Below are 23,175 nucleotides of genomic sequence, written 5' to 3' on the forward strand. Positions count from 1 at the left end.
CCGAAGGTCAAAGCCCCAGCATGACCTGCCGCGAATGCGACCAGAACTCGCGCCGCAGCAAGACACCCGCAGCCGCGACCGAGGTCACGACCAGAACCCAAGGCCCCAGCAGCCAACCCAGCGCAGCCAGCGCGAAGTAGATCGACCGCAGGCCGCGGTTGAAGCTGCGCGCGGCGGTGATGTTGATCTCGCCCGCCTGCGCGGCGCGCGGCAGGGCGGCGGGGTTGGTGATGTCATTGGGCACCGCCGCCATCAGGATCGAGCAATAGCCGAAAAGGCGATGCGCCCAGATGAACTTGAGCAGCGCATTGGCAAGAAAGGCGAGGATCAGGATGATCTTGACCTCGAGCAGCACCGCCACCGCCTGCAACGACAGGTCCGAGGCGAGCGACTCGAGCCGCTGGGTATTGCCGATCAGCGCCACCCCGCCCCCGATGGCGATCATGCTGGCCGAAGCGAAAAAGGCCGTGCCCTGCCGCAGGGAATCAAGGATCGTCGCGTCGAAGATGCGCGGCTGACGGGTGACGAATTCGACCATCCAATCCCTGCGGTGCCGCTCCATCAGGACAGACACCGAAGGCCGGTTCGCCGGCGGATGCTCGCTCAGCCACCCGCTTGCGAAGAACAGCGCCATCAGCACGGCAAGCCCGATGCCGTCGAGTATGGTAAAGGGGCCAAGGTGCAGCATACTGTCCATGCCCACAGGATTAGCACGGGCGCACGCCTTGTCATCTGTCGAAATTGGTTATATCACCTTACCAATCCCGCAATATGAGGTGCCGCAATGGACATGCCCCTTCCCGATCCTTCGGTGCTGTCGCGGCGGGCGCGCATCTGGGACAGGCTTGCCGCCGCCCTGCCCGCCGATGCGCTGATCACCGACCCGACCGAAACGCGCGCCTATGAATGCGATGCCCTCACCGCCTATCGCTGCCTGCCGCTGGCGGTCACCCTGCCGCGCAGCACCGAAGAGGCGGCAGCGATCCTGCGGATTTGCAGCGAGGAAGGGGTCAAGGTCATCCCGCGCGGGGCGGGAACCTCGCTTGCCGGCGGCTCGCTTCCCACGGCCGATGCGGTGATCCTTGGCGTGGCGCGGATGAACGCGGTGCTGGAAACCGATTACGACAACCGCTTCATCCGCGTGCAATCGGGGCGCACCAACCTGTCGGTCACGGGCGCGGTCGAGGCGGACGGCTTTTTCTACGCCCCCGACCCGTCAAGCCAGCTGGCCTGCGCCATCGCGGGCAACATCGGCATGAACTCGGGCGGGGCGCATTGCCTGAAATACGGCGTCACCACCAACAACCTTCTGGGCGTCACGCTGGTGACGATGGCGGGCGAGGTGCTGACCATCGGCGGCCCCTACCTTGACGCGGGCGGGCTGGACCTGCTGGGCGTGATCTGCGGCTCCGAAGGGCAACTGGGCGTGGTCACCGAGGCGTGGCTGCGCATCCTGCCCAAGCCCGAAGGCGCGCGCCCCGTGCTGATGGGCTTTGCCTCGAACGAGGTGGCGGGGGCCTGCGTATCCGACATCATCAAGGGCGGGCTTCTGCCCGTCGCCATCGAATTCATGGACCGCCCCTGCATCGTCGCCACCGAAGCCTTCGCCCATGCGGGCTACCCCGATTGCGAGGCGCTTCTGATCGTCGAGGTCGAGGGCAGTCCCGCCGAGATCGACGACCAGTTGGCCCGCATCAAGACCATCGCCACGCGCCACAACCCCGTCGCCTACCGCGAGGCCGCGACCGAGGACGAGGCGAAACGCATCTGGCTTGGCCGCAAGTCGGCCTTTGGCGCGATGGGGCAGATGGGCGATTACATCTGCCTCGATGGCACGATCCCGGTCTCGGAACTTGCCCATGTGCTGCGGCGCATCGGCGAGTTGACCGCCAGCTACGGCCTGCGGGTCGCGAATGTGTTCCATGCGGGCGACGGCAACATGCACCCGCTCATCATCTTCGACGCCAACAAGGCGGGCGATCTGGAACTGGCCGAGGCGCTGGGGGCCGACATCCTGCGACTTTGCGTCGAGGTGGGCGGCTGCCTGACGGGCGAGCATGGCGTGGGCGTGGAAAAGCGCGACCTGATGCATGTGCAGTTCAGCGCGGCGGATATGGAGGCGCAGCTGCGGGTGAAGGATGTGTTCGACCCCGCATGGCTGCTGAACCCGGCCAAGGTGTTCCCGCTGGACGTGACCGCATCGCGCCGCGCGGCCTGACCCGTCGCGGCGGGGGGTTTCACACCCCCCGCACCCCCCGTGGGATATTTGAGGCAAGAGGAAAGGGCCAAGATGCGACCCGCAACCGAGGCAGAACTGGCCGGGATCATCGAAGGGGCCGAGGGGCCGCTTGCCATCACTGGCGGCGGCACAAGGCGATTGGGCACGGCACGGGGCGCAAGGCTTGAAACCGGCGGTCTGTCGGGCATCAGCCTTTACGAACCGGGCGCGCTGACGCTGGTGGTCAAGGCGGGAACGCCACTGGCCGAGGTCGAGGCCACGCTCGATGCCGAAGGCCAGCGCCTGCCCTTCGAGGCCCCCGATCTGCGCGGCCTGCTGGGCCGCACGGGGCAAAGCACCATCGGCGGCGTGGTGGCCACCAATGCCAGCGGCCCGCGCCGCGTGCAGGCGGGGGCCTGCCGCGACAGCCTGATCGGGGTGCGGTTCGTCGACGGGACGGGCACCGTCATCCGCAACGGCGGGCGGGTGATGAAGAACGTCACGGGCTATGATCTGGTCAAGCTGGTGGCCGGTTCGCGCGGCGCCTTGGGCGTGCTGACGGAAGTGGCCTTCAAGCTGCTTCCCAAACCCGAAACCCGGACGAGCCTGCGGATCGACGGGCTGTCCGATGCGGCGGCGGTGGCGGCGATGGCCTCGGCGCTGACCTCGCCCTTCGATGTCACGGGGGCGGCGCATTGGCCCGGGCGCGGCACTTTCCTGCGGATCGAGGGGTTCGCCGCATCGGTCGCCTATCGCCGTGCGGAACTGCAACGGCGGCTTGCGGGCTTTGGCGCGGTGGATGTGGCCGTGGACGACCCCTGGCCCGCGATCCGCGATGTGGCCCCCTTTCACGATGCGGCGGGCGATGTGTGGCGGCTGTCCACCGTGCCATCGGAAGCGGCGGCTTTGGCGGCGCGGGCCGGGGCCGATCAGGTTCTTTACGACTGGGGCGGCGGGCTGGTCTGGCTGCGCCTTGCCGAAGGCACCGACCTGCGGGCGCGGCTCGGCCCGTTTCAGGGCCATGCCACGCTTGTCCGCTCGGCAAGCGCGCTGCAAAGGTTCCAGCCCGAACCCGCACCCATCGCCGCGCTGACGAAAGGTCTGCGCGCCAAATTCGACCCGCGCGGCCTGTTTTCGGTGGAAATCTGACATGCAAACGACCTTTACCCCGGAACAGCTTGCCGACCCCTCGACCGCACGGTCGAACGAGATCTTGCGGGCCTGCGTGCATTGCGGCTTTTGCACCGCGACCTGCCCGACCTATCAGGTGCTGGGCGACGAGCTGGACAGCCCGCGCGGGCGCATCTACCTCATCAAGGAGATGCTCGAGAGCGGCCGCCCCGCCGATGCCCGCACCGTCAAGCATATCGACCGCTGTCTGGGGTGCCTTGCCTGCATGACGACATGCCCCTCGGGCGTGCATTACATGCATCTGGTCGATCACGCGCGCGCCCATATCGAGGCGACCTACCGCCGCCCCTTGGGCGAGAGGATGCTGCGCTGGATGCTGGCCAAGACCCTGCCCTACCCCATGCGCTTCCGGCTTGCGCTGGCTTTGGCAAAGCTGGGCCGTCCCTTTGCGGGGCTGATGCCCGATGCCCGCCTGCGCGCCATGCTGGCGATGGTGCCTGCCCGCATCCCCCCCGTCAGCCGCAACGACGACGCGCAAAGCTTCGCCCCCACCGCGCCGAAACGGCTGCGCGTGGCGCTGATGACGGGCTGCGCGCAAAGGGCGCTGAACACCGACATCAACGATGCCACCCTTCGCCTGCTGCGCCGTCTGGGCTGCGAGATCGTCATTCCCCAAGGCATGGGCTGCTGCGGCGCGCTGACCCATCACATGGGGCGCGAAGGGGAAAGCCACGCTTTTGCCGCCGCCAACATCCGCGCCTTTCTCGGGGCCGGAGAGCTTGACGCCATCGTCATCAACACCAGCGGGTGCGGCACCACGGTCAAGGATTACGGCCATATGTTCCGCAGCGATCCGCTGGCCGCCGATGCGGCAAGGGTGGCGGCGCTGGCGGTGGATGTGACCGAACTTCTGGCCCGGCTCGACCTGCCGCAGGGCGCGGCCAAGGGGCTGCGCGTCGCCTATCATGCCGCCTGTTCGCTACAACACGGCCAACAGATCAAATCCACGCCGAAAGACCTGTTGAAGCGCGCGGGTTTCGAGGTGGTCGAACCCGCCGACAGCCACCTCTGCTGCGGCTCGGCCGGCACCTACAACCTGCTGCAACCCGCGATTTCGGCCGAGTTGAAAGCGCGCAAGGTGCAGACGCTCGAGGCGCGGAAACCCGATGTGATCGCTGCGGGAAACATCGGCTGCATGATGCAGATCGGCTCGGGCACGGCGGTTCCCGTGGTGCATACGGTCGAGCTGCTCGATTGGGCGACAGGCGGGCCGAAGCCCAGGGCGCTGGAATGACCGCCACATTTTCGCCCCAATCCGTTTCTACCCAAGCGCGATGACATCCCTGCCCTGGGCCTTGATCGCCTGCCTTTCCCTGCCCGTCGCGGCGGGGGCGCAAGAGTTGCGCTCGCTCGCCTCGGTCGATCAGGGGCGCGGCTGGGATGCGGTGGGGCGGATCAACATCGGCCCGAACGGCTTTTGCACCGGCACGCTGATCGAGGATGATCTGGTGCTGACCGCCGCGCATTGCCTTTACGACAAGGCGACGGGGCGGCGGGTCGACGCCTCGGAACTGACCTTCCTTGCCGGATGGCGCAACGGTCGGGCCGAAGCCTATCGCAACGTCACCCGCGCGATGGCGCATCCCGATTACCGGCCCGACGCCAAGCCGCTCGACAGCGTGGGCAGCGACCTTGCGCTTTTGCGGCTCGATCATCCGATCCGCCTGCCGCAGGTGCAGCCCTTTGCCACCGATGCCGCCCCCGAAGCGGGTGACGAGGTGGGCATCGTCTCATACGCGCAGGACCGGTCCGAGGCCCCCTCGCTTCAGGAACTGTGCAAGATCATCGCCCGCAGGCCCGATGTGCTGGTGCTGTCCTGCGCCGTCGACTTCGGCGCTTCGGGCGCTCCGGTCTTTACCGTGCAGGACGGGCTGGTTTCGGTCGTCTCGGTCGTCTCGGCCAAGGCCGAGGTCGAGGGGCAACCCGTCTCGCTGGCCGTGCCCTTGGCCGAGGCGCTGGCAACGCTGGAAGACGAGATGGACGCAGGCAGCCCCGCCACCCCCGGCGTGCGGGTGCTGTCGAACGGGTCGGGCGGCGCGAAATTCGTCAAGGTCGTGCCGACCGAGTCCCCTTGAAAGCCGGTTTTCCTCTTCCCAAATGAAGCCTGTCGCGGGGTGCCATAACGGGCCTTTCGGCATCAACCGCCCGTCCGCCTGGCGGAGGGCTTCACATAGCATCGCTCGATGGAGGATGACCCATGCGTAACCTTGATTTCGCACCGCTTTACCGTGCAACCGTCGGCTTCGACCGGATCGCCGACCTGATGGACCGCGCGCTGACCGCCGATGTGGCCCAGCCGACCTATCCGCCCTACAACATCGAAAAGACCGCCGACGACGGCTACCGCATCTCGATCGCGGTCGCGGGCTTCACGCCCGAGGAACTGAACGTCGAGGTCAAGGATGGCACCCTGCTCGTCGCCGCCCGCAAGTCGGACGAGGCCGAGAGCAAGACCTACCTGCATCGTGGCATCGCGACCCGCGCCTTCGAGCGCCGCTTCGCGCTGGCCGATCATGTCCGCGTGACGGGGGCCACGCATGAACACGGCATGCTTCACATCGACCTTGTCCGCGAAACGCCCGAGGCGCTGAAACCCCGCCGGATCGAGATTTCGCGCGCGGGCGAAACCAAGGCGCTGGAAGCAAAGCCGAACTGACCGGATCGGCCCGTTCGCGGCGCGGGCCACCCTACCGGCAGCGCCGCTGCGGCCCTGTGCCTCGCTTGCACGACACAAGAAAAAGGGGCGCATTCCTGCGCCCCTTTGCGTTTCCGGCCCCCTTGGGGGAAGGGCCACCGGAAACCGGCTGTCCGGGGCCACAGTCCGGCCCCGGCGCCGCTGGTCATCGGGCTGTCAGAAGATCAGCCCATCATAGATGCCAAAGGCCCCTTCGCGCGATGCCAGACGGCCCGCCTGCCCCATGTCGGAAGCATAGGCCGAAACCGCGTTATAGGTGCCCGGACCGAAAGAGCCGTCGATCCCGCCGTAGTAATAGCCCTGCGCGGCAAGGCGGCGCTGGATGGCGCGGCGTTCCGACAGGCTGTAGCTGTTGAAAGCCTGCGCGGCGGCGGTGCGGTAGACGCTGGTCGCATAGGTCGGGCGCGGTTGGTAGACCGGCTCTTCGTAGCGGGGCTCCTCGTAGTAGCGCGGCTGGTGGTAGACGACGCGCGGCGGCTGCTGGTAGACGGGGGGCTGCTGGTAGACGGGCGGTTGCTGGTAGACGGGCCGGTTGCGCGGCGGCAGGACGCCATAGTCCCGCAGGACCGTGCCAAGCACGATGGTGCCGACAACGCCCTTCAGAACGTCCTGTTCGCGCTGGTCCCACGCCTTGGCGGGAAGGGCAGCCCCGAGCGCAAGGGAAAGCGCGGTCAGGGCGGTGATGGCGGTGTTCTTGACAGTGGGCAGCATGTCAAACTCCTGTTGCATGTCGGGGGCGGTCATTCGCCTTGACAGCAACATGCGACTGCCCGCCCCGCTAGGCAAAGTCAGGGGTTTGATATGGGATAACATCCGCGATTCCAAAGGCTTGCGCAGATGCGAAAAGGGGGCCTCGCGGCCCCCTTCCATTGCGGTGACACCCCGGTCAGACGCTGAGGCAGATGTATTTCATCTCGAGGTAATCTTCCATCCCGTGATGGCTGCCCTCGCGCCCCAGACCCGACTGCTTGACCCCGCCGAAGGGCGCGACCTCGGTCGAGATCAGGCCGGTGTTGACGCCGACCATCCCGTATTCCAGCGCCTCTTGCACGCGGGTGATGCGGCCGATGTCGCGGGCGAAGAAATACGAGGCAAGGCCGAAGATCGTGTCATTGGCCAAAGCCACCACTTCCTCTTCCGTCTCGAACTTGAACAGCGGTGCAAGCGGGCCAAAGGTCTCTTCGTTCGTGACAAGCATCTCGGGGGTCACGCCGGTCATGATCGTCGGTTCAAAGAAAGACCCGCCCAGCGCATGGCGCTTGCCGCCGGTTTCGATCTTTGCCCCCTTGGCCAGCGCGTCGGCGATATGCTCCTCGACCTTGATCACGGCCTTGTCGTTGATCAGCGGCCCGAAGGTCACATCCTCGGACAGGCCATCGCCCACCTTGGTCTTGGCCACGGCCTCGCCCAGTTTCTTGGCAAAGGCGTCATAGACACCGGCCTGCACATAGATGCGGTTGGCGCAGACGCAGGTCTGGCCATTGTTGCGGAACTTCGAGATCATCGCCCCCGCAACGGCGGCATCCAGATCGGCATCGTCGAACACGATGAAGGGCGCGTTGCCGCCCAGCTCCATCGAGCATTTCATCACCTGATCGGCCGCCTGCCGCAGCAGGATGCGGCCCACCTCGGTCGAGCCGGTAAAGGTCAGCTTACGCACGGCGTGGTTCTCGCAGAACTCCTTGCCGATGTCCGACGAGCGGATCGAGGTGATGACCGCGAAGATGCCCGCAGGCAGGCCCGCGCGTTCGCCCAGCACCGCCATCGCCAGCGCCGAAAGCGGCGTCTCGGCCGCGGGGCGGGCGACGAAACCGCAGCCTGCCGCCAGCGCGGGGCCGACCTTGCGGGCGATCATCGCATTGGGGAAGTTCCACGGGGTGATCGAGCCGACCACGCCGATGGGCTGCTTGATGACCGTGATGCGCTTGTCGCGCTGGTGGCCGGGAATGGTCTCGCCATAGACGCGCTTGGCCTCTTCGCCGAACCATTCGATGAACGAGGCACCATAGGCGATCTCGCCCTTGGCCTCGGCCAGCGGCTTGCCCATCTCGGCGGTCAGGATCTTTCCCAGATCGTCCTGATTGGCCATCATCAGGTCATACCACTTGCGCAGCACGGCGGCGCGTTCCTTGCCGGTGCGGGCGGCCCAGTCCTTCATCGCGGTCTGGGCGGCGGCAATGGCGCGGGCGGTCTCGGCGCGGCCAAGGTTGGGCAGGTGGCAGATCACGTCGCCCCGCGCGGGGTTCGTCACGGGAAAGGTGGTGCCATCATCGGCATCGATCCATTGGCCCGCGACATAGGCCTTGGTCACAAGCAGGGACGGGTCTTTCAAAAGCGACGCAAGGTTGGTGACGGAATCGAGCATGTGGACCTCCAGCATTTCGGGTTAAGGATGGATTGCACCGCAAGACGGGTCTTGTCCAGTTGCAGGATCGCGCGCGTCGGAAATTTGATCAAAAATGGCGGGATTCACCCATGTCGCTCGATGATGATTACGCCAATGGCGCCTATATCAAGGGGGGCGACGCCTATTACCCCCGCTGGCAGCGCCAGTCGCAGGCCTTCCGCGAGGCGATGGGGCCAAGGGCGCAGCTTGGCCTTGCCTATGGCACAGGCCCGCGTCAGGCGATGGACCTGTTCCTGCCCGACACTGCGCCCAAAGGGGTGCTGGTCTTCGTGCATGGCGGCTACTGGATCGAAGGCCATCGGGACCTGTGGTCGCATCTGGCCGCAGGGGCCACGGCGCGGGGCTGGGCCTGCGCCCTGCCGTCCTATACCCTCGCCCCTGCCGCGCATATCCGCGACATGACGGCCGAGATCGCGGCGGCGGTGGCTTTGGCGGGGCAAAGGATCCGTGGCCCCGTGGTGGTGACAGGCCATTCCGCAGGCGGGCATCTGGCGGCACGGATGGGCTGCGCCGACATTGCCGCGAATGTCGTGCGGGTCGTGCCGATCTCGCCGCTGTCCGACCTCGCCCCGCTGATGCAGACGTCGATGAATGCCGACCTGCGGCTGGACGAAGCCGAATGCGCCGCCGAATCCCCCGCCCGCCTGCACCTGCGCAGCGGGACCGGGGCGCACATCTGGGTCGGCACGCAAGAGCGCCCGGCGTTTCTGTGGCATGCGCGGCTTTTGTCGGAACGCTGGGGCTGCCCCTGGACGCCCGAGGCAGGGCGGCACCATTTCGACATCATCGACGGGCTGTCCGACCCGATGTCGCCGCTGATGCGGGCCTGTCTGGACGGGCTGGGCTAGGGTCAAATCCGTTGGAACGGATTTGCCGCCCTCAACTCGACGCGTGCATCCGCTCGATATAGGCGCGCATCTCTTCGGCCTCGTGGCGCGCATCGCGCAGCCCATCCATCGCGGCGCGCAACTCGGCCTCGGTCTGGGCGATCTGGTTCAATAGCTCGGCCTCGCGCTGTTCCAGATAGAGGATCGCCTGGTCCCGCGTCTCCTCGGCCTCGTGCAGCGATTGGGCCAGACGGTCCATCTCGGCCACATCGCCGCCCGCGACACGGGTGAAACGGTGCAGCAGCCAATAGGCGAACCACCCCATGGCAAAGGCGGCCAGCAGGATGATTGCGGTCGCGGCGATGAATTCGGTGCGGTTCATGGTGTCACTCTTCTGCGCACATCAGTTATTCGCGGGGCGCGGCTTCGGACGCAAGGTCTTTTCCTGCGGCGCGATGGACGGGCTGGTGTCCGATGAAAAATCTGGCCCTTCCGCCACGGTCCCTGCCGGGGCGGCTTCGGCTGCCGCAGCGCCGGTTGCGGGCGCAGGCGACGGGCCAGCCGGGGCCGCCGCGATCAGGTTGAACTCGATCCGGCGGTTGGCCTCGCGGCCCTCTTCGGTTTCGTTGTCGGCGATGGGCTTTTCTTCGCCATAGCCGACCGCCTTCATCGTCGCCACATCCACGCCCTGCTGGGCCATCGCCACCAGCACGGCTTTGGCGCGGTCTTCCGACAGACGCTTGTTGCCGCCCTCGGACCCCTGGCTGTCGGTATGGCCCGCCACCTCGATCGGAACGCCGGGGCATTTCTTCAAAAGCACCGCAAGCGCGGTGACCAGACCTTCCGAGGCTTCGGAAATCTTCGCCTCGCCCGGTTCGAAACCGATCTTCTGCACGCGCAGAAGCGTGCCGATGTCGGCAAGGCAGGCTTCGGGCGTGGCGGGGGTGCCCAGTGCCTGCACCACGGTGCCACGGATCACCGGACCCGAGGTTGCCGCAACCGCGCCACCCTGCGGTGCCACGGGGGCCGGTTCCTCGCCGATCAGATGGAATTCGATCCGGCGGTTCGCCTCGCGTCCGGCATCGGTGGCGTTATCGGCGATGGGGCGCTCCTCGCCATAGCCGATGGCGGACATTTCCGACACATCGACGCGGCGGCCCTGCAACGCCACCAGCACCGCCTCGGCCCGTGCCTGCGACAGGGCCTTGTTGCCCTCCTCGCTGCCTTGCGCGTCGGTATGGCCTGAAATCTCCATCGGCAGCGCCTTGCACTGTTCAAGCGCGCTCGCCATCGCCGTCATCAGCCCCGCCGCCGATCCGTCGATCTCGGCCGATCCCGGCTCGAAGGTGATCTTCTGCTTGGCAACCAGCGCATTGACGCGTTCCACGCATTCCTGCGGCGTGGGCAGGGCCGCCAGCGGATCGAGCTTTTCGTCATAGCGGACCGAGACCTTGAACGCCTTGCCCTGCCCCAGCTTGTTCGACAGGATCTGGCTGATGCGGTCCTTGGCCCCCTGCATGCCGGTGACGCCCGACACCTCGACCGTATCGGCGCGGACCGACAGCTTGCCTTCGTGCAGTTGCGACAGCGCCTCAAGCCCCGCCAGCACGCGCACGGGCCAGCCCTCGGGCAAGTCGGGGTCGTTGCGGGTGGCGATGTAGACCTTTGACGAACCGAACTGCGCCTTGGCGAAATTGTCCACGGCCTTGCGCTGCATCGCATCGGTCACACGGCCACGCAATTCGACCTTGCCCGTATCGGCCAGAACGGCGGTGAATTCCGCCGGACCAGCGGGGGCGGCATCGGCCTTTTTCGGCAATTTGGCGTCGAGCGAGAACACATCGGGCAGCGCCGTCTGCAATTCGCCCACCACACGGTCGAACACATCCTGCGGCGTATCCTCGACCGCGACCAGCGAGACATCGGCATCCGAAAAGGTGATCGTCCCCGCCCCGAGGGCCGCGACGGCGGCAATCCCCGCCTCGGCCGCCTCGGCCCAGCTTGGCGTGGGCACGCCAAGGCCGACGATGCAGCCCGCCTTGCCCTCGACCCCGGCTTTGGCGGCGGCGGCAAGAATGCGGTTGCGGGCGGCTTCGGTATCGGCAGAGCAGGCATCGAACCGCGCGCCCTCGGCGTCCTTGACGAAGCGCAGGGTAAAGGGCGTCAGAACGGGGCGCGGCGCGGAAATATCGATGCTGATCTTCAGACCCGCTGGCTTGTTGCGGGCAAGCTCTGCCTCGAGACTGCGCTTCTCGGCCTCGCTGGCGGCGATGGCGGTGACCGAAACCCCGTCGGCGGCGACCGAGATCTTCGACCTTGGCAACAGCTTCAGCGCGGCGATGCCAAAGTCGAAAGCCGGCTGCCAGCCCGCAGGGGCCGGAAAGGACGAGCTTTCCAGCATGTCGGTCACCGGGATCTCTCCGGCGATGTCCGAGGCCGCCGTGGACAGCACGACCTTGGCCCCGCCCGATGGCAACAGGCCGATCAACTGGATGCCGTCATCGTTGCGCAGCATCTCGATGGAAAAGCGCGGCGCTTCGAGTTCGCGCGCGGGCGTCACCTTGAGCCGGTCGCGGATCCGGCTGGAATCGATCTGGCTGCCCACGATGTTGAGAAGGCGGAACCGCGCAGCCTCGGTCGGGGCGGTGCCGGTGATATGCACCAGCATCCCGTCGGGTTCGATGGTCGCCCAGTCGATGCCCTGCGCTGCCAGCCGCTCGGTCAGGGCGCGCTGCGACAGCGCCTCGACCGCAAGCGACGCGCCCCAACTGACCAGCACCGCCAGCAGCCCGGCAAAGGCAAAGGCCATGACGGCCAGCGCGCCTTGCGAAAACCGTGAAAAAAACTGGGCAAATCGGGGCATAGGGCGGCTTTCGCTATTCTTGGGGCGGCGATTCCCGCGTCCCCGCGATGCTTACGGCCCCCGCCCGCGCCGATCAATCAAACCAGTGCCGAAGCGGCAAGAAACAGCGCAACGATCAGCCCCGCGTCACGGTTCGACCGGAAGATCCGCATGCACAGCCCCGCATCGTCGGTGTCAAGCCGCCGCATCTGCCAGACCATATGCCAGCCAAAGGCCCAGACCCCCAGCAACGCGACCAGCAGGGCCACGGGCGACCCTGCGGGCAGCAGCGCCGCCATCACCGCCCCCGCCATCAGCACGACCGAGGCGACCAGAAACCCCGCCAGCCAGCGCCCCGTCGCCTGTCCGAACAGCCGCGCGGTCGATTTCACGCCGATCAGCGCGTCATCCTCTTTGTCCTGATGGGCATAGATCGTGTCATAGAACAGCGTCCATGCGATGCCCGACGCATAAAGCAACCCAGCCGCCCAGCCGACGCGGCCGGAATGCGCCGCCCACAGCAGAACCGCGCCCCAGTTGAAGGCCAGCCCCAGAAACACCTGCGGCCACCATGTGAAACGCTTGGCAAAGGGATAGATCGCCACCAGCCCCAGCGAGGCGATGCCAAGCCCCACCGCCAGCCAGTTGTAGCTGAACAGGATCAGCGCCGCCGCAAGCGCCTGCACCACCATCCAGATCGCGGCCTGTTTCGGCGTGACCTGCCCCGAGGGCAGCGGGCGGCTGCGCGTGCGGGCCACGGCGGCGTCGAAATCTCGGTCGGCAAGGTCATTCCAAGTGCAACCCGCCCCCCGCATCAGAAAGGCCCCGAGGGCACAGGACAGGGCAAGCCACGCATCCCAAGGTGCAAAGCCGCCGTCTTGCGCTGCGGCCAGCGCGATGGCCCACCAGCACGGGAAGAGCAAAAGCCAGGTCCCGATGGGCCGGTCCGCGCGGCTCAGCCGCAGATAGGGGCGCGTCGCGGCGGGGGCGAAACGGTCGACCCAGTTGCCCTTGGGCGCATCGGCGACACGTCCTGCATCCGGACCCGCATCGGGGGCCGCATCTGGGCCAGCCTCTGGCATATCGGTCGCTCTCGCCATAGGGTGCCGCTCATGTCTGATGCAAAGATACGCCTCTATGTAGAGCAGCCCTTGGCCGATGGGCAAGCCGTGGTCCTGTCGCAGGATCAGGCGCACTACCTCTTTTCCGTCATGCGCCTTGCACGGGGGGATGCGGTGCTTGTGTTCAACGGCCATGACGGCGAATGGCGCGCCGAGGTGGCCGAGGCCGGCAAGCGCGGCGGCATCCTGACCTGCACGGGCCAGACGCGGCCGCTGCAACTGCCGCCCGACCTCTGGCTTCTCTTCGCGCCGATCAAAAAGGCCCGCACCGATTTCATCGTCGAAAAGGCCGCCGAAATGGGGGCCGCGCGGATCGTTCCCGTGCAGACGCGCCACACCAATTCAGAACGCATCCGTCAGGATCGTCTGCAAGCCCACGCCGTCGAAGCCGCCGAGCAATGCGGCGGAACCTTCGTGCCCGAGGTGGCCGAACTCGTCGCACTCGACCGCCTGCTTGCCACTTGGCCCAAGGATCGCCGCATCCTGTGGTGCGACGAAACCAAGGTCGGCGCGCAGGTGGCGCTTTCAGGCGCGGAACCCGGACCCTGGGCCATCCTCATCGGCCCCGAGGGCGGCTTTTCCGGGGCCGAGCAAATCCGCCTGCGCGCCATGCCGCAGGTGCTGCCCGTCAGCCTTGGCCCGCGCATCCTGCGCGCCGATACGGCGGCGGTGGCCGCACTTGCGCTGTGGCAGGCCACGCTGGGGGATTGGCGGTGATCCGCCCCGAAGTGCTGCAAGCCCTCAACCGCTGGCGCGAGGTCATCGCCTCGGGCGGGGTGGCGCTGGCGGGCCTCTGGATCGCGTGGCAGGGCGGCTATGTCCTGCTGCCCTTCGGTCTTTGCGTCATCGCCCTCGCCGCAGCCCTTGCCTTGCAGGCCCTGCGCCGCCTGCGCTTTGCCCAAGCCCCCGCCACCCCCGGCGTGGTCGAGGTGGACGAAGCCCAGATCGCCTATCTGTCACCCGATGGCGGCGGCTTCGTCGGGCTGCCCGATCTGGTCGAGATCCGCCTGCTGACCCTGCGCGGCAAACGCTTCTGGCGGTTGCGGCAGGCCGACGGTCAGGCGCTGCTGGTTCCGGTCGATGCGATGGGGGCCGACCAGCTTTTCGACGCCTTCGCCGCCCTGCCGAACATGGACAGCGCCGCCCTGCTGGCCGCGCTGGAAACCAAGGCCTCGGGCAACGCCCTGCCCGCGCTGGACGGGATGTCGCATCCCGTCTGGCACCGCCCCGGCGCGGGGCTTGCCCGCCGCTGAACCGCCCGCCCGCGCCTTACGTCTTGCCTGCCCCCTCTTGACTTGCCCGCCGCCGCGAAGCACCTCTGTCATCCTGAACGAAACCGTCAACTTTCCCGGAGCGCCCTTCATGTCGATACCCCAATCCGGTGGCGGAGTGATCGAGCATTTCGGGCAATTGGCCGAGATGATGGAAGCGGGCAACAAGCCCAAATCCGAATGGCGCATCGGGACCGAGCATGAAAAATTCGGCTGGCTGACCGACAGCCGCCGCCCCCTGCCCTATGCGGGCGCGGCCTCGATCAGCACGCTGTTCACCGAACTTTCGTCGCGCTACGGCTGGACCCCCGTGCGCGAGGGTGAAAACACCATCGGCCTTACGCGCAACGGGGCCAACATCAGCCTCGAACCGGGCGGGCAGTTCGAACTCTCGGGTGCGGCCGTGGCCAACATGAACGAAACCGCCGCCGAATTGCAGACCCATTTCGACGAGGTGCGCTCGATCGCGGACCCGCTGGGAATCAGGTTCATGGGGATCGGGGCCGCGCCGGAATGGGGCCATTCCGACATGCCGGTCATGCCCAAAGGGCGCTACCGGCTGATGACCGATTACATGGGCCGCGTCGGCACGCATGGCACGCAGATGATGTACCGCACCTCGACCGTGCAGGTGAACCTCGACTATGCGTCCGAAGCCGACATGGTCAAGAAACTGCGCGTCTCGCTGGCGCTGCAACCGGTGGCGACGGCGCTCTTCGCCTCGTCTCCCTTCTTCGACGGCAAGCTGAACGGCCACAAATCATGGCGCTCGCGCATCTGGCGCGGCCTGGACAACAGCCGCACGGGCATGCTGCCCTTCGCCTTTGACGAGGGGTTCGGCTTTCAGGCCTATGTGGATTGGGTGCTGGATGTGCCGATGTATTTCGTCTACCGCGACGGCAAATACATCAACGCGCTCGGCCAGTCCTTCCGCGACTTCCTCAAGGGCGAACTGCCCGCCATGCCGGGTGAAAAGCCCACGCTGTCGGATTGGGCAGACCATATGACGACGGTTTTCCCCGAAGCGCGGGTCAAGAAATACATCGAGATGCGCGGGGCTGATTGCGGCGATCAGGCCCATATCAACGCCCTGCCCGCCTTCTGGGTCGGGCTGATGTATGACCAGACCGCACTCGATGCTGCGTGGGATCTGGTCAAGGGCTTCGACGCCGAAACCCGCGAGGGGCTGCGGGTCGCGGCTTCGGTCGATGCGCTTCAGGGGGCTGCGAACGGTGTCAAACTGCTCGACCTTGCCCGCGCTGCCGTGGCGCTGTCGCATGCGGGGCTTGCCGCGCGGGGCATGGACGAGGAACGCTTCCTCGCCCCCCTGATGCAGTCGATTGCCACGGGCCAGACACAGGCCGACCGCTGGCTTGCGCTGTATAATGGCGCATGGGGCAAAAGCCTGACCCCGATCTACGAAGCGGCCAGCCTGTAACGCGTTTTCTGGCGCAGAAAACGCGCCGGAATTTGACGCAAATTCCGGTCCCACCGCTGGACACCGTTTTTTGCGTCAAAAAACGCCGCGAAATCTGCGTCAGATTTCGCCGCCCCGCCAAAGCAAAAGGCCCGCAGATCGCTCTGCGGGCCTTTTCGATTTTCCTGAAGCACAGCCTCAGTGCAGCTTGGCATCGACCTGCGCGATGGCGGCGTCGATCGACGCGGCAGCGCCCTCGGCCGTCATCTGCTTGGCAAGCACATCGCCCGCCGCAGCCACGGCGACCGTGATCGCCTGATCCTTCACCGCACGGATCGCCGACTGTTCGGCCGAGGTGATCTGGTCCTCGGCAGCGGCAACGCGGCGCGCGATCGACAGTTTCAGATCGGCCTTGGCCTGCGCCGCGGCAGCCATCGCCTCGTCCTTGGCGGAAGCGATGATGCGCTCGGACTGTTCGATCACTTCCTTCTGCTTCTTCTCATAGGAAGCGAGCAGTGCCTTGGCCTCTTCCCGCAGGGCGCGGGCTTCTTCCAACTCGGCCTTGATCTGCACGGCGCGTGCATCGAGCAAGCCGCCGATCTTCGCCGGAACCTTTGCGTAAATCAGGATGCCGATGAAGAGCAGAAACGCCAGCAGCACCACGAAGTTGGTGTTGTGCAGCGACAGGAACGGCCCACCCGCCGCGAAAGCGGGCGAAGCGGTCAGCGCCAAAAGGGCAATCAGCTTTTTCATCGCATCAGCCTTTCAGACGGGCGGCAACCGCCGCGTTCACGCTTGCCGCATCGGCCTTGCCCCCGAGGGCCGAGACCAGTTCCTTGGCGGTGTCCTTGGCGACTGCGGTCACAGCCTCGATGGCACCGGCACGGATTTCGGCGATACGCTTTTCCGATTCCGCAGCCTTGGCCGAGATTTCGACATCCGCCTTGGCCGTTGCCTTGTCGAGGTCCTTCTGGATCTCGGCACGGGCTTCCGCGACGATCTTGGCCGCTTCCACGCGGGCACGGGCCAGCGCGTCGTTATAGGCCTGTTCGGCGGCCACGGCCTTTTGCTTCAGCTCTTCGGCTGCGGCGAGGTCGTTGGTCATCGTTCCCTTGCGCTCGGCCAGAACGGCACCGATGCGCGGAAGCGAAATCCGCGTCAGGATGAAATAGATCACGACAAGCGTGACCACGAGCCAGAAGATCTGGTTCGGGAAGGTCGAGAAATCGAGCTGGGGCATCCCAGCCGAACCCGCCTCATGTGCGGCGCCGGCTACTTCGGCCGCCGTTGTTTCGGTCGCCATGTCGTCCTCCGTCGGCCCCTTGAACTTTGAAGGGGGGCGCGGGCAAGCACCCGCGCACCCCTCTCGTCAGGATGCGAAACGGATCAGACCGCGAACATCAGCAGAAGCGCGACGAGGAACGAGAAGATCCCCAGAGCTTCGGCGAAGGCCAGACCGATGAACAGCGTGGCGGTTTGCGAACCGGCAGCCGACGGGTTGCGCAGGGCACCCGCAAGGAAGTTGCCCGCAACGGCGCCAACGCCGATGGCGGCTGCGCCCGAACCGATGGCGGCAAGACCGGCACCGATGAATTTGCCCAAAGCGGCTGCAGCGACGAGTTCCATTTGTATCTCCTTGACGATGGATATTCGCGATGTTGGTAGAACTGACAGGCGGCTGGCCTTAGTGGCCCGGATGCAGCGCATCCTTGAGGTAGACGCAGGTCAGGATGGTAAAGACGTAGGCCTGGATAAAGGCCACCAGCACCTCGAGCCCGTAGATGGCGGTGATCGCCAGAACGGAAACGGGGGTCACAACGACGCCGATGGTCGAAATCAGGATCATCGGGGCAAAGGCGGCAAAGACCTTCATCACCGCGTGGCCGGCCATGATGTTGCCCGCAAGACGGATCGAGTGGCTGACAGGACGCACGAAGTAGGAAATCAGCTCGATCACCGCGATGATCGGACGCAGCACCAGCGGCGCATCCTTCATCCAGAACAGGCCGAGGAAATGCGCGCCATGCAGCACGAAGCCCAGCAGCGTCACGGCGATGAACACGCCAAAGCCAAGGATCGCGGTGACGGCGATATGCGAGGTGGTGGTGAACGACCCGGGGATCAGCCCGAGGAAGTTCGAGAAGAGGATGAACAGGAAGACGGTGAAGATATAGGGGAAGTACTTCACGCCGTCATGGCCGGTAACGTCCTCGACCATCTTGTAGACGAAGCCGTAGGCAAGCTCCGCCACCGATTGCACACGGCTCGGGATCACGGCGCGGCCGCGCGTGCCCAGCACGAAAAGGCCGATCACGCAAAGCACCGCAAGCGCCATCCACAGCGTCACGTTGGTGGGCGTATACCACTGGATCGGGCCTTCGCCGAACAGCGGATGGATCTTGAACTGGTCCAACGGGTGGAACGCAAGTCCGCCTTCGCTATGAGCTTCGCCTGCCACGTCAGTCTTCCTCTCGCTTGGCAGCCGCCGCCGCCGTCCGTTCCTGCACTTCTTGCGCCGACCGCAGCATGGTTTTCACCCCCGCCGCCAATCCCGCCAGTATGAACAGCACCAGAAAGATCGGAATGGTCCCGAAAAGGGTATCCAGCCCGTATCCGATGCCGAAGCCGATCGCGAGACCGGCCACAAGCTCTATGACCATGCGCCATGCCAGCTGGGCCTGCGAATAGTCTTCCTTCTGGTGGGTCCGGCGCGGTCCTTCGACCACCGCCTTCGCCGCTTCGATCCGTTTCTCGAGTGCCGCGAGGCGCTCTTGATCGGGTTCTTCCGCCACGGCGCGCCCCTCCATCAGTCGGGCGGAAACTACGGAGCGAAGGGGGCCAAGTCAAGCCGCGAATCCGGCGCGCAAATGCGGCGCAACACACTGGAATATATGGGATTTATCTGACGAAGCCGAAAGGTCGCAGCCCGCGCCCGCATCCTCCGGCACAGGCTGCGCCGGCTTTGGCATATTCAACCATCCGGTTGACGATCGGCGCCCGTGGCCCCAAGGTCACCCGATGGCCGCCACGCTCGACACCATCTTTTCCGCCCTTGCCGACCCGACGCGCCGGGCGATCCTGACCATGCTGCTCGAAGATGACATGGCGGTCACCGATGTGGCCGAACCCTTCCGCATGTCGCTGGCCGCGATTTCCAAACATCTTGCCGTGCTGGCCGATGCGGGGCTGATCGCGCAGGAAAAGCGCGGCCGGGTGAAATGGTGCAAGCTGGAACCCGACGCCCTGCGCGCGGCCTCGATCTGGATGCGCGGCTTTGGCCAGTTCGATCCGCTCGATCTGGATGATTTCGAACGTTTCCTGCAAGCCGAGCTGTCAGACCCGCCCGCCGACGGCATGCCATGACGGGGTGGCCATGACGGGGTGGCCATGACGGGGTGGCCATGACGGGGTGGCCATGAAGGCGGGGGGCCAGCCCCCCGCGCCCCCCGGGATATTTGACCGAGTATGAAAGGGTGAAGCGCGCACCTTCCCTTTCACCTTTGCGCAAATACTCTCGGGGGGTGCGGGGGGCAGACGGCCCCCCGCCGCTTCAGCCGAACCAGCCCTTGTAGGTTTCGCGCAACAGGTTCTTCTGCACCTTGCCCATCGTGTTCCTTGGCAGCGCCTCGACCACCACGGCCGCCTTGGGCTGTTTGAAACGGGCCAGCGCGGGGGCGATTTCGGCAAGCACCCCCGCGGCATCGAGCGCCACGCCCTTTTGCGCGACAAGCACGGCAAAGACCGCCTCGCCGAAATCGCGGTGCGGCAGGCCGATCACCGCGCTTTCCAGCACGCCGGTCGCCGCGTCGAGCAGCAGCTCGACCTCTTTGGGATAGACGTTGTAGCCGCCCGTGATGATCAGATCCTTGGCGCGCCCGACGATGGTGACATAGCCGTCCGCATCGCGCGTGCCGATGTCACCGGTGATGAACCAGCCATCGGGGCGCAATTCCTCGGCGGTCTTTTCCGGCATCTGCCAATAGCCGCGGAACACGTTGGGGCCGCGCACCTCGATCATCCCCGTCTCGCCCGTGGCAACCCCGGCCCCGTCGGCCATGATGCGCAGCTCCACCCCCGGCAGGGGCAGGCCCACGGTTCCGGCGCGGCGCTCGCCGTCATAGGGGTTCGAGGTGTTCATGTTCGTCTCGGTCATGCCGTAGCGTTCAAGGATGCGATGCCCCGTCCGCGCCTGCCAAGCGTCATGGGTTTCCGACAAAAGCGGGGCCGAGCCTGAAACGAAAAGCCGCATATGCGCGACAAGGGCCGCATCGAGCGCGGGGGCGTCGAGCAGCCGGGTGTAGAAGGTCGGCACCCCCATCAGCACCGTCGCGCGCGGCAGCATCCCGATGACCTGAGACGCATCGAACCCCGCCAGCCAGATCATCGACGCGCCCGACAGAAGCGCCACGTTCGACGCGACGAAAAGCCCGTGGGTGTGAAAGATCGGCAGGGCATGCAGCAAGACATCCCTTGGCGTGAAGCGCCATTCCCCGACCAGCACTTCGGCATTGGACAGAAGATTGGCATGGCTCAGCATCGCGCCCTTGGACCGCCCTGTCGTGCCCGAGGTGTAGAGCAGCGCCGCAAGATCGTCGGGCGCGCAACCGGCAGGGCGCAGGGTTTCCGCCGCGCCCTCGGCCAGATCGCGCAGGCTGCCCGCGCCGGTCGCCTCCATCGTCAGCAGGTCGGCCCCGTGGCGGGCGGCGGTTGCGGCCAGTTCCAGCGCGCGGGCGGCATCGCAGACAAAGACGCGGGGACGGGCGTCGCCCAGAAAATAATCCACCTCTGCCGCTGTGTAGGCCGTGTTCAGCGGCAGGAACACCGCCCCCAGCGCCACGGCGGCGGCGTAAAGCGCCAGCGCCTCGGGCGTCTTGGGCACCTGCGCTGCGATGCGGTCGCCCTTTTGCACGCCCATGCCGGACAGGGCATTGGCCTGCCGCGCCATCAGCCGGAAAAAACCGTCGCGCGACAGCGTGCTGCCATCGGCGCGGATCAGCAGCGGTTTCGCATCGCCCGCAAGGGGGGCGAAAAGCGCGTCGAACAGGGGATTTGCCATGCCAAGCTCGCATTCAGGGGTTTGCGCTGTTCTGGCACAGGGGCAACCGACCCTCAACCCGCCCGTCAGCCCGGCCGGGCAAAAGGGACGATTCCGCAGCAAACCCGCAGAATCACCGAGTTTCAGCCCAAATCCCGCCTAGGTTGCAGCGCCTTCTTTCCCGATGTGGAGCGGCAAGGGAACGGAGGGCGGCGTATGAAACTGGGGCTTGCCTTGTTGGCGCGGCTCACCCTGTTCCGGCACCGCCGCGAACAGGTCGACCCGCATTTCGCCCAGCGCCTGCAGCGCATCGGCGCGCGCGAGGGCCTGCGCGCCGTGCAGGCCGGTCCGTTCAGAAATCCGCACGCACGCCCGGCAGTTTGATCTCGGCCACCAGATCGCGCAATTCCTGACGCGCGGCGATGTTGGACATGTTCAGCTGGTCCACCCCCGTTTCGCGCAGGTCGAGCAGTGTCAGACCGCGCGGGAACAGTTCGCGGAAGATGACCCGCTCGGAAAAGCCCGGTGCCACGCGAAAGCCGATGCGGCGGGCCAGTTCTTCCAAAGCCGCGCCGACCTTTTTCTTGTTGTGCATCTGCTGCGCGCCAAGGCGGTTGCGCACGACGATCCAGTCGATCGGCTTCAACCCCGCCTGCGCACGGCTTTGCCGCGCCGCCCAGACCATTTCGGCATAGATCGACGGCCCCTTCACCTTGCCGGTTTCGGGATCGACCCGCGCCAGAAGGTCGAAATCGACGAAACTGTCGTTTAGCGGGGTGATCAGCGTATCGGCCAGCGTATGGGCGACCTGGCTCAGCCGCGTGTGCGAACCGGGGCAGTCGATCACGATGAAATCCGACACGGGCTCCAAGGCGTTCATCGCGGCGGCAAGGCGGGCGTCAAAGGGGTTTTCGCCGGGCTGAAGCGTCGCGGCATCCACCTCGGGCAGGTCGCGGTAGTCGGGGGTCGGCAGGGTCAGCCCCATGCGCGCCAGATAGGCCCTGCGGTTTTCGATATAGCGCCCGAAACTCTTTTGCCGCAGGTCGAGGTCGAGCGCGCCGACCCGATAGCCAAGCCGCGCCAGCGCCGTCGCAACATGCATGCAGGTCGTGGATTTGCCCGACCCGCCCTTCTCGTTTCCGACGACGATGATATGCGCCATGACCAGTACTTTCCCCAAAGGCAGCGAACGCGCCGTTCATGGCAAGGTCGGGCGTAAAGGGAAAGGGGGCAAGTCCAGATTTTCGGCCGGCTGTCTGCCACGGGTCGCGTTTTCCGGCGCGGGGAACGCCCGGGAAATTGACGCGCATTCCCGCATTCAGCCGCTGCCGCCGCGTTCCGCGCCGGATTTCACAGCCCCGCCGGATGCGAAAAGGGCGCGCCTTGCGGCACGCCCCTTCCCTGTCGATGCGATCGGGATCAGAAACCCAGACCGGCGTATTTGTTCTTGAACTTCGACACGCGGCCGCCGGTGTCCATCAGCTTGGCCGATTGACCGGTCCATGCGGGGTGCGCCAGCGGGTCGATGTCGAGCGCCATCTGGTCGCCCTCTTTGCCCCAGGTCGATTTGGTCTGGAACACGGTGCCATCGGTCATCTTGACGTTGATGACGTGGTATTCGGGGTGAATGCCTTTTTTCATCTGACAGACCTCACTCGGCTTTTTCTTTGTAGTTCGTGACTTCGGCGATACGCGCCGATTTGCCACGACGGGTGCGCAGGTAGTACAGCTTGGCGCGACGGACGCGGCCACGACGCACGACTTCGATCGAGTCGATGTTGGTCGAATACAGCGGGAACACGCGCTCCACACCTTCGCCGAACGAGATTTTGCGGACCGTGAACGAGGCCGAGATGGTCATGCCGCCCTTGCGGCCGATCACGACGCCTTCGTAGTTCTGCACGCGGGAACGCGAGCCTTCGGTCACTTTGTAGCCGACACGCACGGTGTCACCGGCCTTGAAATCCGGGATGGTCTTGCCGAGGGCGGCGATCTGCTCGGCCTCGATCTGCGCGATCAGGTTCATGCGCAATCCTTTCCTTGTCCACGGTTTGCCCGTGAAAGTGATGCCGCCCCAGAGCTCTCGGTCCTCATCGGGTCCGCCAAGTGGCGCCCGCCAGAGATCAGGCCTGCTTACCGTTGTCGCCGCCC

Annotated in this window: 26 protein-coding genes; 11 read left to right on the forward strand and 15 right to left on the reverse strand. The window is 66.0% G+C overall.

Annotation, left to right across the window (positions count from 1 at the left end):
* Positions 1-7: 7 nt before the first annotated feature.
* On the reverse strand, positions 8-697 hold the full coding sequence (locus H7F16_RS01580; protein ID WP_185795799.1) for a DUF599 domain-containing protein: 690 nt from the start codon (positions 695-697) through the stop codon (positions 8-10).
* An 87-nt stretch (positions 698-784) separates the two neighbouring features.
* Between H7F16_RS01580 and H7F16_RS01585 the strand changes: the two genes are divergently transcribed.
* The 5 genes from H7F16_RS01585 (at position 785) to H7F16_RS01605 (ending at position 6,065) form a co-directional block, all read left to right on the forward strand.
* Positions 785-2,218 (forward strand): FAD-linked oxidase C-terminal domain-containing protein, encoded by a 1,434-nt coding sequence (locus H7F16_RS01585; RefSeq protein ID WP_185795800.1) that lies wholly within the window; start codon positions 785-787, stop codon positions 2,216-2,218.
* 72 nt (positions 2,219-2,290) lie between these two features.
* Complete coding sequence (locus H7F16_RS01590; RefSeq protein WP_185795801.1) at positions 2,291-3,367, forward strand: FAD-binding protein; 1,077 nt, start codon at positions 2,291-2,293, stop codon at positions 3,365-3,367.
* A 1-nt stretch (position 3,368) separates the two neighbouring features.
* Entirely contained in the window at positions 3,369-4,643 is a 1,275-nt protein-coding gene (glcF, locus tag H7F16_RS01595; RefSeq protein ID WP_185795802.1) for a glycolate oxidase subunit GlcF, read from the forward strand.
* A gap of 40 nt (positions 4,644-4,683) precedes the next feature.
* On the forward strand, positions 4,684-5,484 hold the full coding sequence (locus H7F16_RS01600) for a trypsin-like serine peptidase (RefSeq protein ID WP_185795803.1): 801 nt from the start codon (positions 4,684-4,686) through the stop codon (positions 5,482-5,484).
* Positions 5,485-5,606: 122 nt separating this feature from the next.
* Complete coding sequence (locus tag H7F16_RS01605; RefSeq protein WP_185795804.1) at positions 5,607-6,065, forward strand: Hsp20 family protein; 459 nt, start codon at positions 5,607-5,609, stop codon at positions 6,063-6,065.
* A 195-nt stretch (positions 6,066-6,260) separates the two neighbouring features.
* Here the strand turns inward: H7F16_RS01605 and H7F16_RS01610 are convergent, their stop codons facing one another.
* Both H7F16_RS01610 and H7F16_RS01615 read right to left on the reverse strand, forming a co-directional pair.
* Positions 6,261-6,815: a peptidoglycan-binding protein gene (locus H7F16_RS01610; RefSeq protein ID WP_185795805.1), complete on the reverse strand. Its 555-nt coding sequence runs from the start codon at positions 6,813-6,815 to the stop codon at positions 6,261-6,263.
* A gap of 175 nt (positions 6,816-6,990) precedes the next feature.
* Positions 6,991-8,469, reverse strand: coding sequence for an NAD-dependent succinate-semialdehyde dehydrogenase (locus H7F16_RS01615; RefSeq protein WP_185795806.1), 1,479 nt, complete (start codon positions 8,467-8,469; stop codon positions 6,991-6,993).
* A gap of 110 nt (positions 8,470-8,579) precedes the next feature.
* On the opposite strand from H7F16_RS01615, the gene H7F16_RS01620 reads away from it, so the two are divergent.
* Positions 8,580-9,359, forward strand: coding sequence for an alpha/beta hydrolase (locus tag H7F16_RS01620; protein WP_185795807.1), 780 nt, complete (start codon positions 8,580-8,582; stop codon positions 9,357-9,359).
* A gap of 31 nt (positions 9,360-9,390) precedes the next feature.
* Here H7F16_RS01620 and H7F16_RS01625 read toward each other — a convergent pair whose 3' ends face one another.
* From H7F16_RS01625 to ubiA, 3 genes are all read right to left on the reverse strand, one after another.
* Entirely contained in the window at positions 9,391-9,720 is a 330-nt protein-coding gene (locus tag H7F16_RS01625; RefSeq protein WP_185795808.1) for a hypothetical protein, read from the reverse strand.
* Between the two features lie 21 nt (positions 9,721-9,741).
* Entirely contained in the window at positions 9,742-12,147 is a 2,406-nt protein-coding gene (locus tag H7F16_RS01630) for an OmpA family protein (protein ID WP_185795809.1), read from the reverse strand.
* Positions 12,148-12,278: 131 nt separating this feature from the next.
* Positions 12,279-13,262, reverse strand: a complete 984-nt coding sequence (gene ubiA, locus H7F16_RS01635) for a 4-hydroxybenzoate octaprenyltransferase (protein ID WP_241741135.1) — start codon at positions 13,260-13,262, stop codon at positions 12,279-12,281.
* Between the two features lie 30 nt (positions 13,263-13,292).
* Here ubiA and H7F16_RS01640 point away from each other — a divergent pair, with 30 nt between their 5' ends.
* The 3 genes from H7F16_RS01640 (at position 13,293) to H7F16_RS01650 (ending at position 16,010) form a co-directional block, all read left to right on the forward strand.
* Entirely contained in the window at positions 13,293-14,018 is a 726-nt protein-coding gene (locus H7F16_RS01640; protein WP_241741137.1) for a 16S rRNA (uracil(1498)-N(3))-methyltransferase, read from the forward strand.
* Entirely contained in the window at positions 14,015-14,554 is a 540-nt protein-coding gene (locus tag H7F16_RS01645; protein WP_338401965.1) for a hypothetical protein, read from the forward strand. The genes H7F16_RS01640 and H7F16_RS01645 overlap by 4 nt, the downstream gene beginning before the upstream one ends.
* A gap of 109 nt (positions 14,555-14,663) precedes the next feature.
* Positions 14,664-16,010 carry a glutamate--cysteine ligase gene (locus tag H7F16_RS01650; protein WP_185795813.1) on the forward strand — a complete coding sequence of 449 codons (1,347 nt, stop codon included), beginning with the start codon at positions 14,664-14,666 and terminating at the stop codon, positions 16,008-16,010.
* A 177-nt stretch (positions 16,011-16,187) separates the two neighbouring features.
* Here the strand turns inward: H7F16_RS01650 and H7F16_RS01655 are convergent, their stop codons facing one another.
* From H7F16_RS01655 to H7F16_RS01675, 5 genes are all read right to left on the reverse strand, one after another.
* Positions 16,188-16,742 (reverse strand): F0F1 ATP synthase subunit B, encoded by a 555-nt coding sequence (locus tag H7F16_RS01655; RefSeq protein WP_185795814.1) that lies wholly within the window; start codon positions 16,740-16,742, stop codon positions 16,188-16,190.
* Positions 16,743-16,746: 4 nt separating this feature from the next.
* A complete protein-coding gene (locus H7F16_RS01660; protein ID WP_185795815.1) occupies positions 16,747-17,292 on the reverse strand; it encodes a F0F1 ATP synthase subunit B' in 546 nt (181 codons plus the stop codon).
* A gap of 83 nt (positions 17,293-17,375) precedes the next feature.
* On the reverse strand, positions 17,376-17,615 hold the full coding sequence (locus H7F16_RS01665; RefSeq protein ID WP_185795816.1) for a F0F1 ATP synthase subunit C: 240 nt from the start codon (positions 17,613-17,615) through the stop codon (positions 17,376-17,378).
* A gap of 58 nt (positions 17,616-17,673) precedes the next feature.
* Positions 17,674-18,447, reverse strand: a complete 774-nt coding sequence (locus H7F16_RS01670; RefSeq protein WP_185795817.1) for a F0F1 ATP synthase subunit A — start codon at positions 18,445-18,447, stop codon at positions 17,674-17,676.
* Between the two features lies 1 nt (position 18,448).
* The gene (locus H7F16_RS01675) at positions 18,449-18,796 is read right to left on the reverse strand and encodes an AtpZ/AtpI family protein (protein WP_185795818.1); all 348 of its coding nucleotides are present in this window, start codon (positions 18,794-18,796) and stop codon (positions 18,449-18,451) included.
* 211 nt (positions 18,797-19,007) lie between these two features.
* Here H7F16_RS01675 and H7F16_RS01680 point away from each other — a divergent pair, with 211 nt between their 5' ends.
* Positions 19,008-19,352 carry an ArsR/SmtB family transcription factor gene (locus tag H7F16_RS01680; protein WP_185795819.1) on the forward strand — a complete coding sequence of 115 codons (345 nt, stop codon included), beginning with the start codon at positions 19,008-19,010 and terminating at the stop codon, positions 19,350-19,352.
* Positions 19,353-19,539: 187 nt separating this feature from the next.
* Here H7F16_RS01680 and H7F16_RS01685 read toward each other — a convergent pair whose 3' ends face one another.
* A complete protein-coding gene (locus tag H7F16_RS01685; protein ID WP_185795820.1) occupies positions 19,540-21,045 on the reverse strand; it encodes a malonate--CoA ligase in 1,506 nt (501 codons plus the stop codon).
* A gap of 195 nt (positions 21,046-21,240) precedes the next feature.
* Between H7F16_RS01685 and H7F16_RS01690 the strand changes: the two genes are divergently transcribed.
* The gene (locus H7F16_RS01690) at positions 21,241-21,408 is read left to right on the forward strand and encodes a hypothetical protein (RefSeq protein ID WP_185795821.1); all 168 of its coding nucleotides are present in this window, start codon (positions 21,241-21,243) and stop codon (positions 21,406-21,408) included.
* Here the strand turns inward: H7F16_RS01690 and H7F16_RS01695 are convergent.
* From H7F16_RS01695 to rplS, 3 genes are all read right to left on the reverse strand, one after another.
* Positions 21,377-22,186, reverse strand: coding sequence for a division plane positioning ATPase MipZ (locus H7F16_RS01695; protein WP_185795822.1), 810 nt, complete (start codon positions 22,184-22,186; stop codon positions 21,377-21,379). The genes H7F16_RS01690 and H7F16_RS01695 overlap by 32 nt on opposite strands.
* Before the next feature lie 257 nt (positions 22,187-22,443).
* Complete coding sequence (gene rpmE / locus H7F16_RS01700; RefSeq protein WP_185795823.1) at positions 22,444-22,665, reverse strand: 50S ribosomal protein L31; 222 nt, start codon at positions 22,663-22,665, stop codon at positions 22,444-22,446.
* A 10-nt stretch (positions 22,666-22,675) separates the two neighbouring features.
* The gene (gene rplS, locus H7F16_RS01705; RefSeq protein ID WP_185795824.1) at positions 22,676-23,050 is read right to left on the reverse strand and encodes a 50S ribosomal protein L19; all 375 of its coding nucleotides are present in this window, start codon (positions 23,048-23,050) and stop codon (positions 22,676-22,678) included.
* Positions 23,051-23,175: the final 125 nt, after the last annotated feature.

This window comes from Paragemmobacter straminiformis, assembly GCF_014243445.1.
Lineage (GTDB): Bacteria > Pseudomonadota > Alphaproteobacteria > Rhodobacterales > Rhodobacteraceae > Paragemmobacter > Paragemmobacter straminiformis.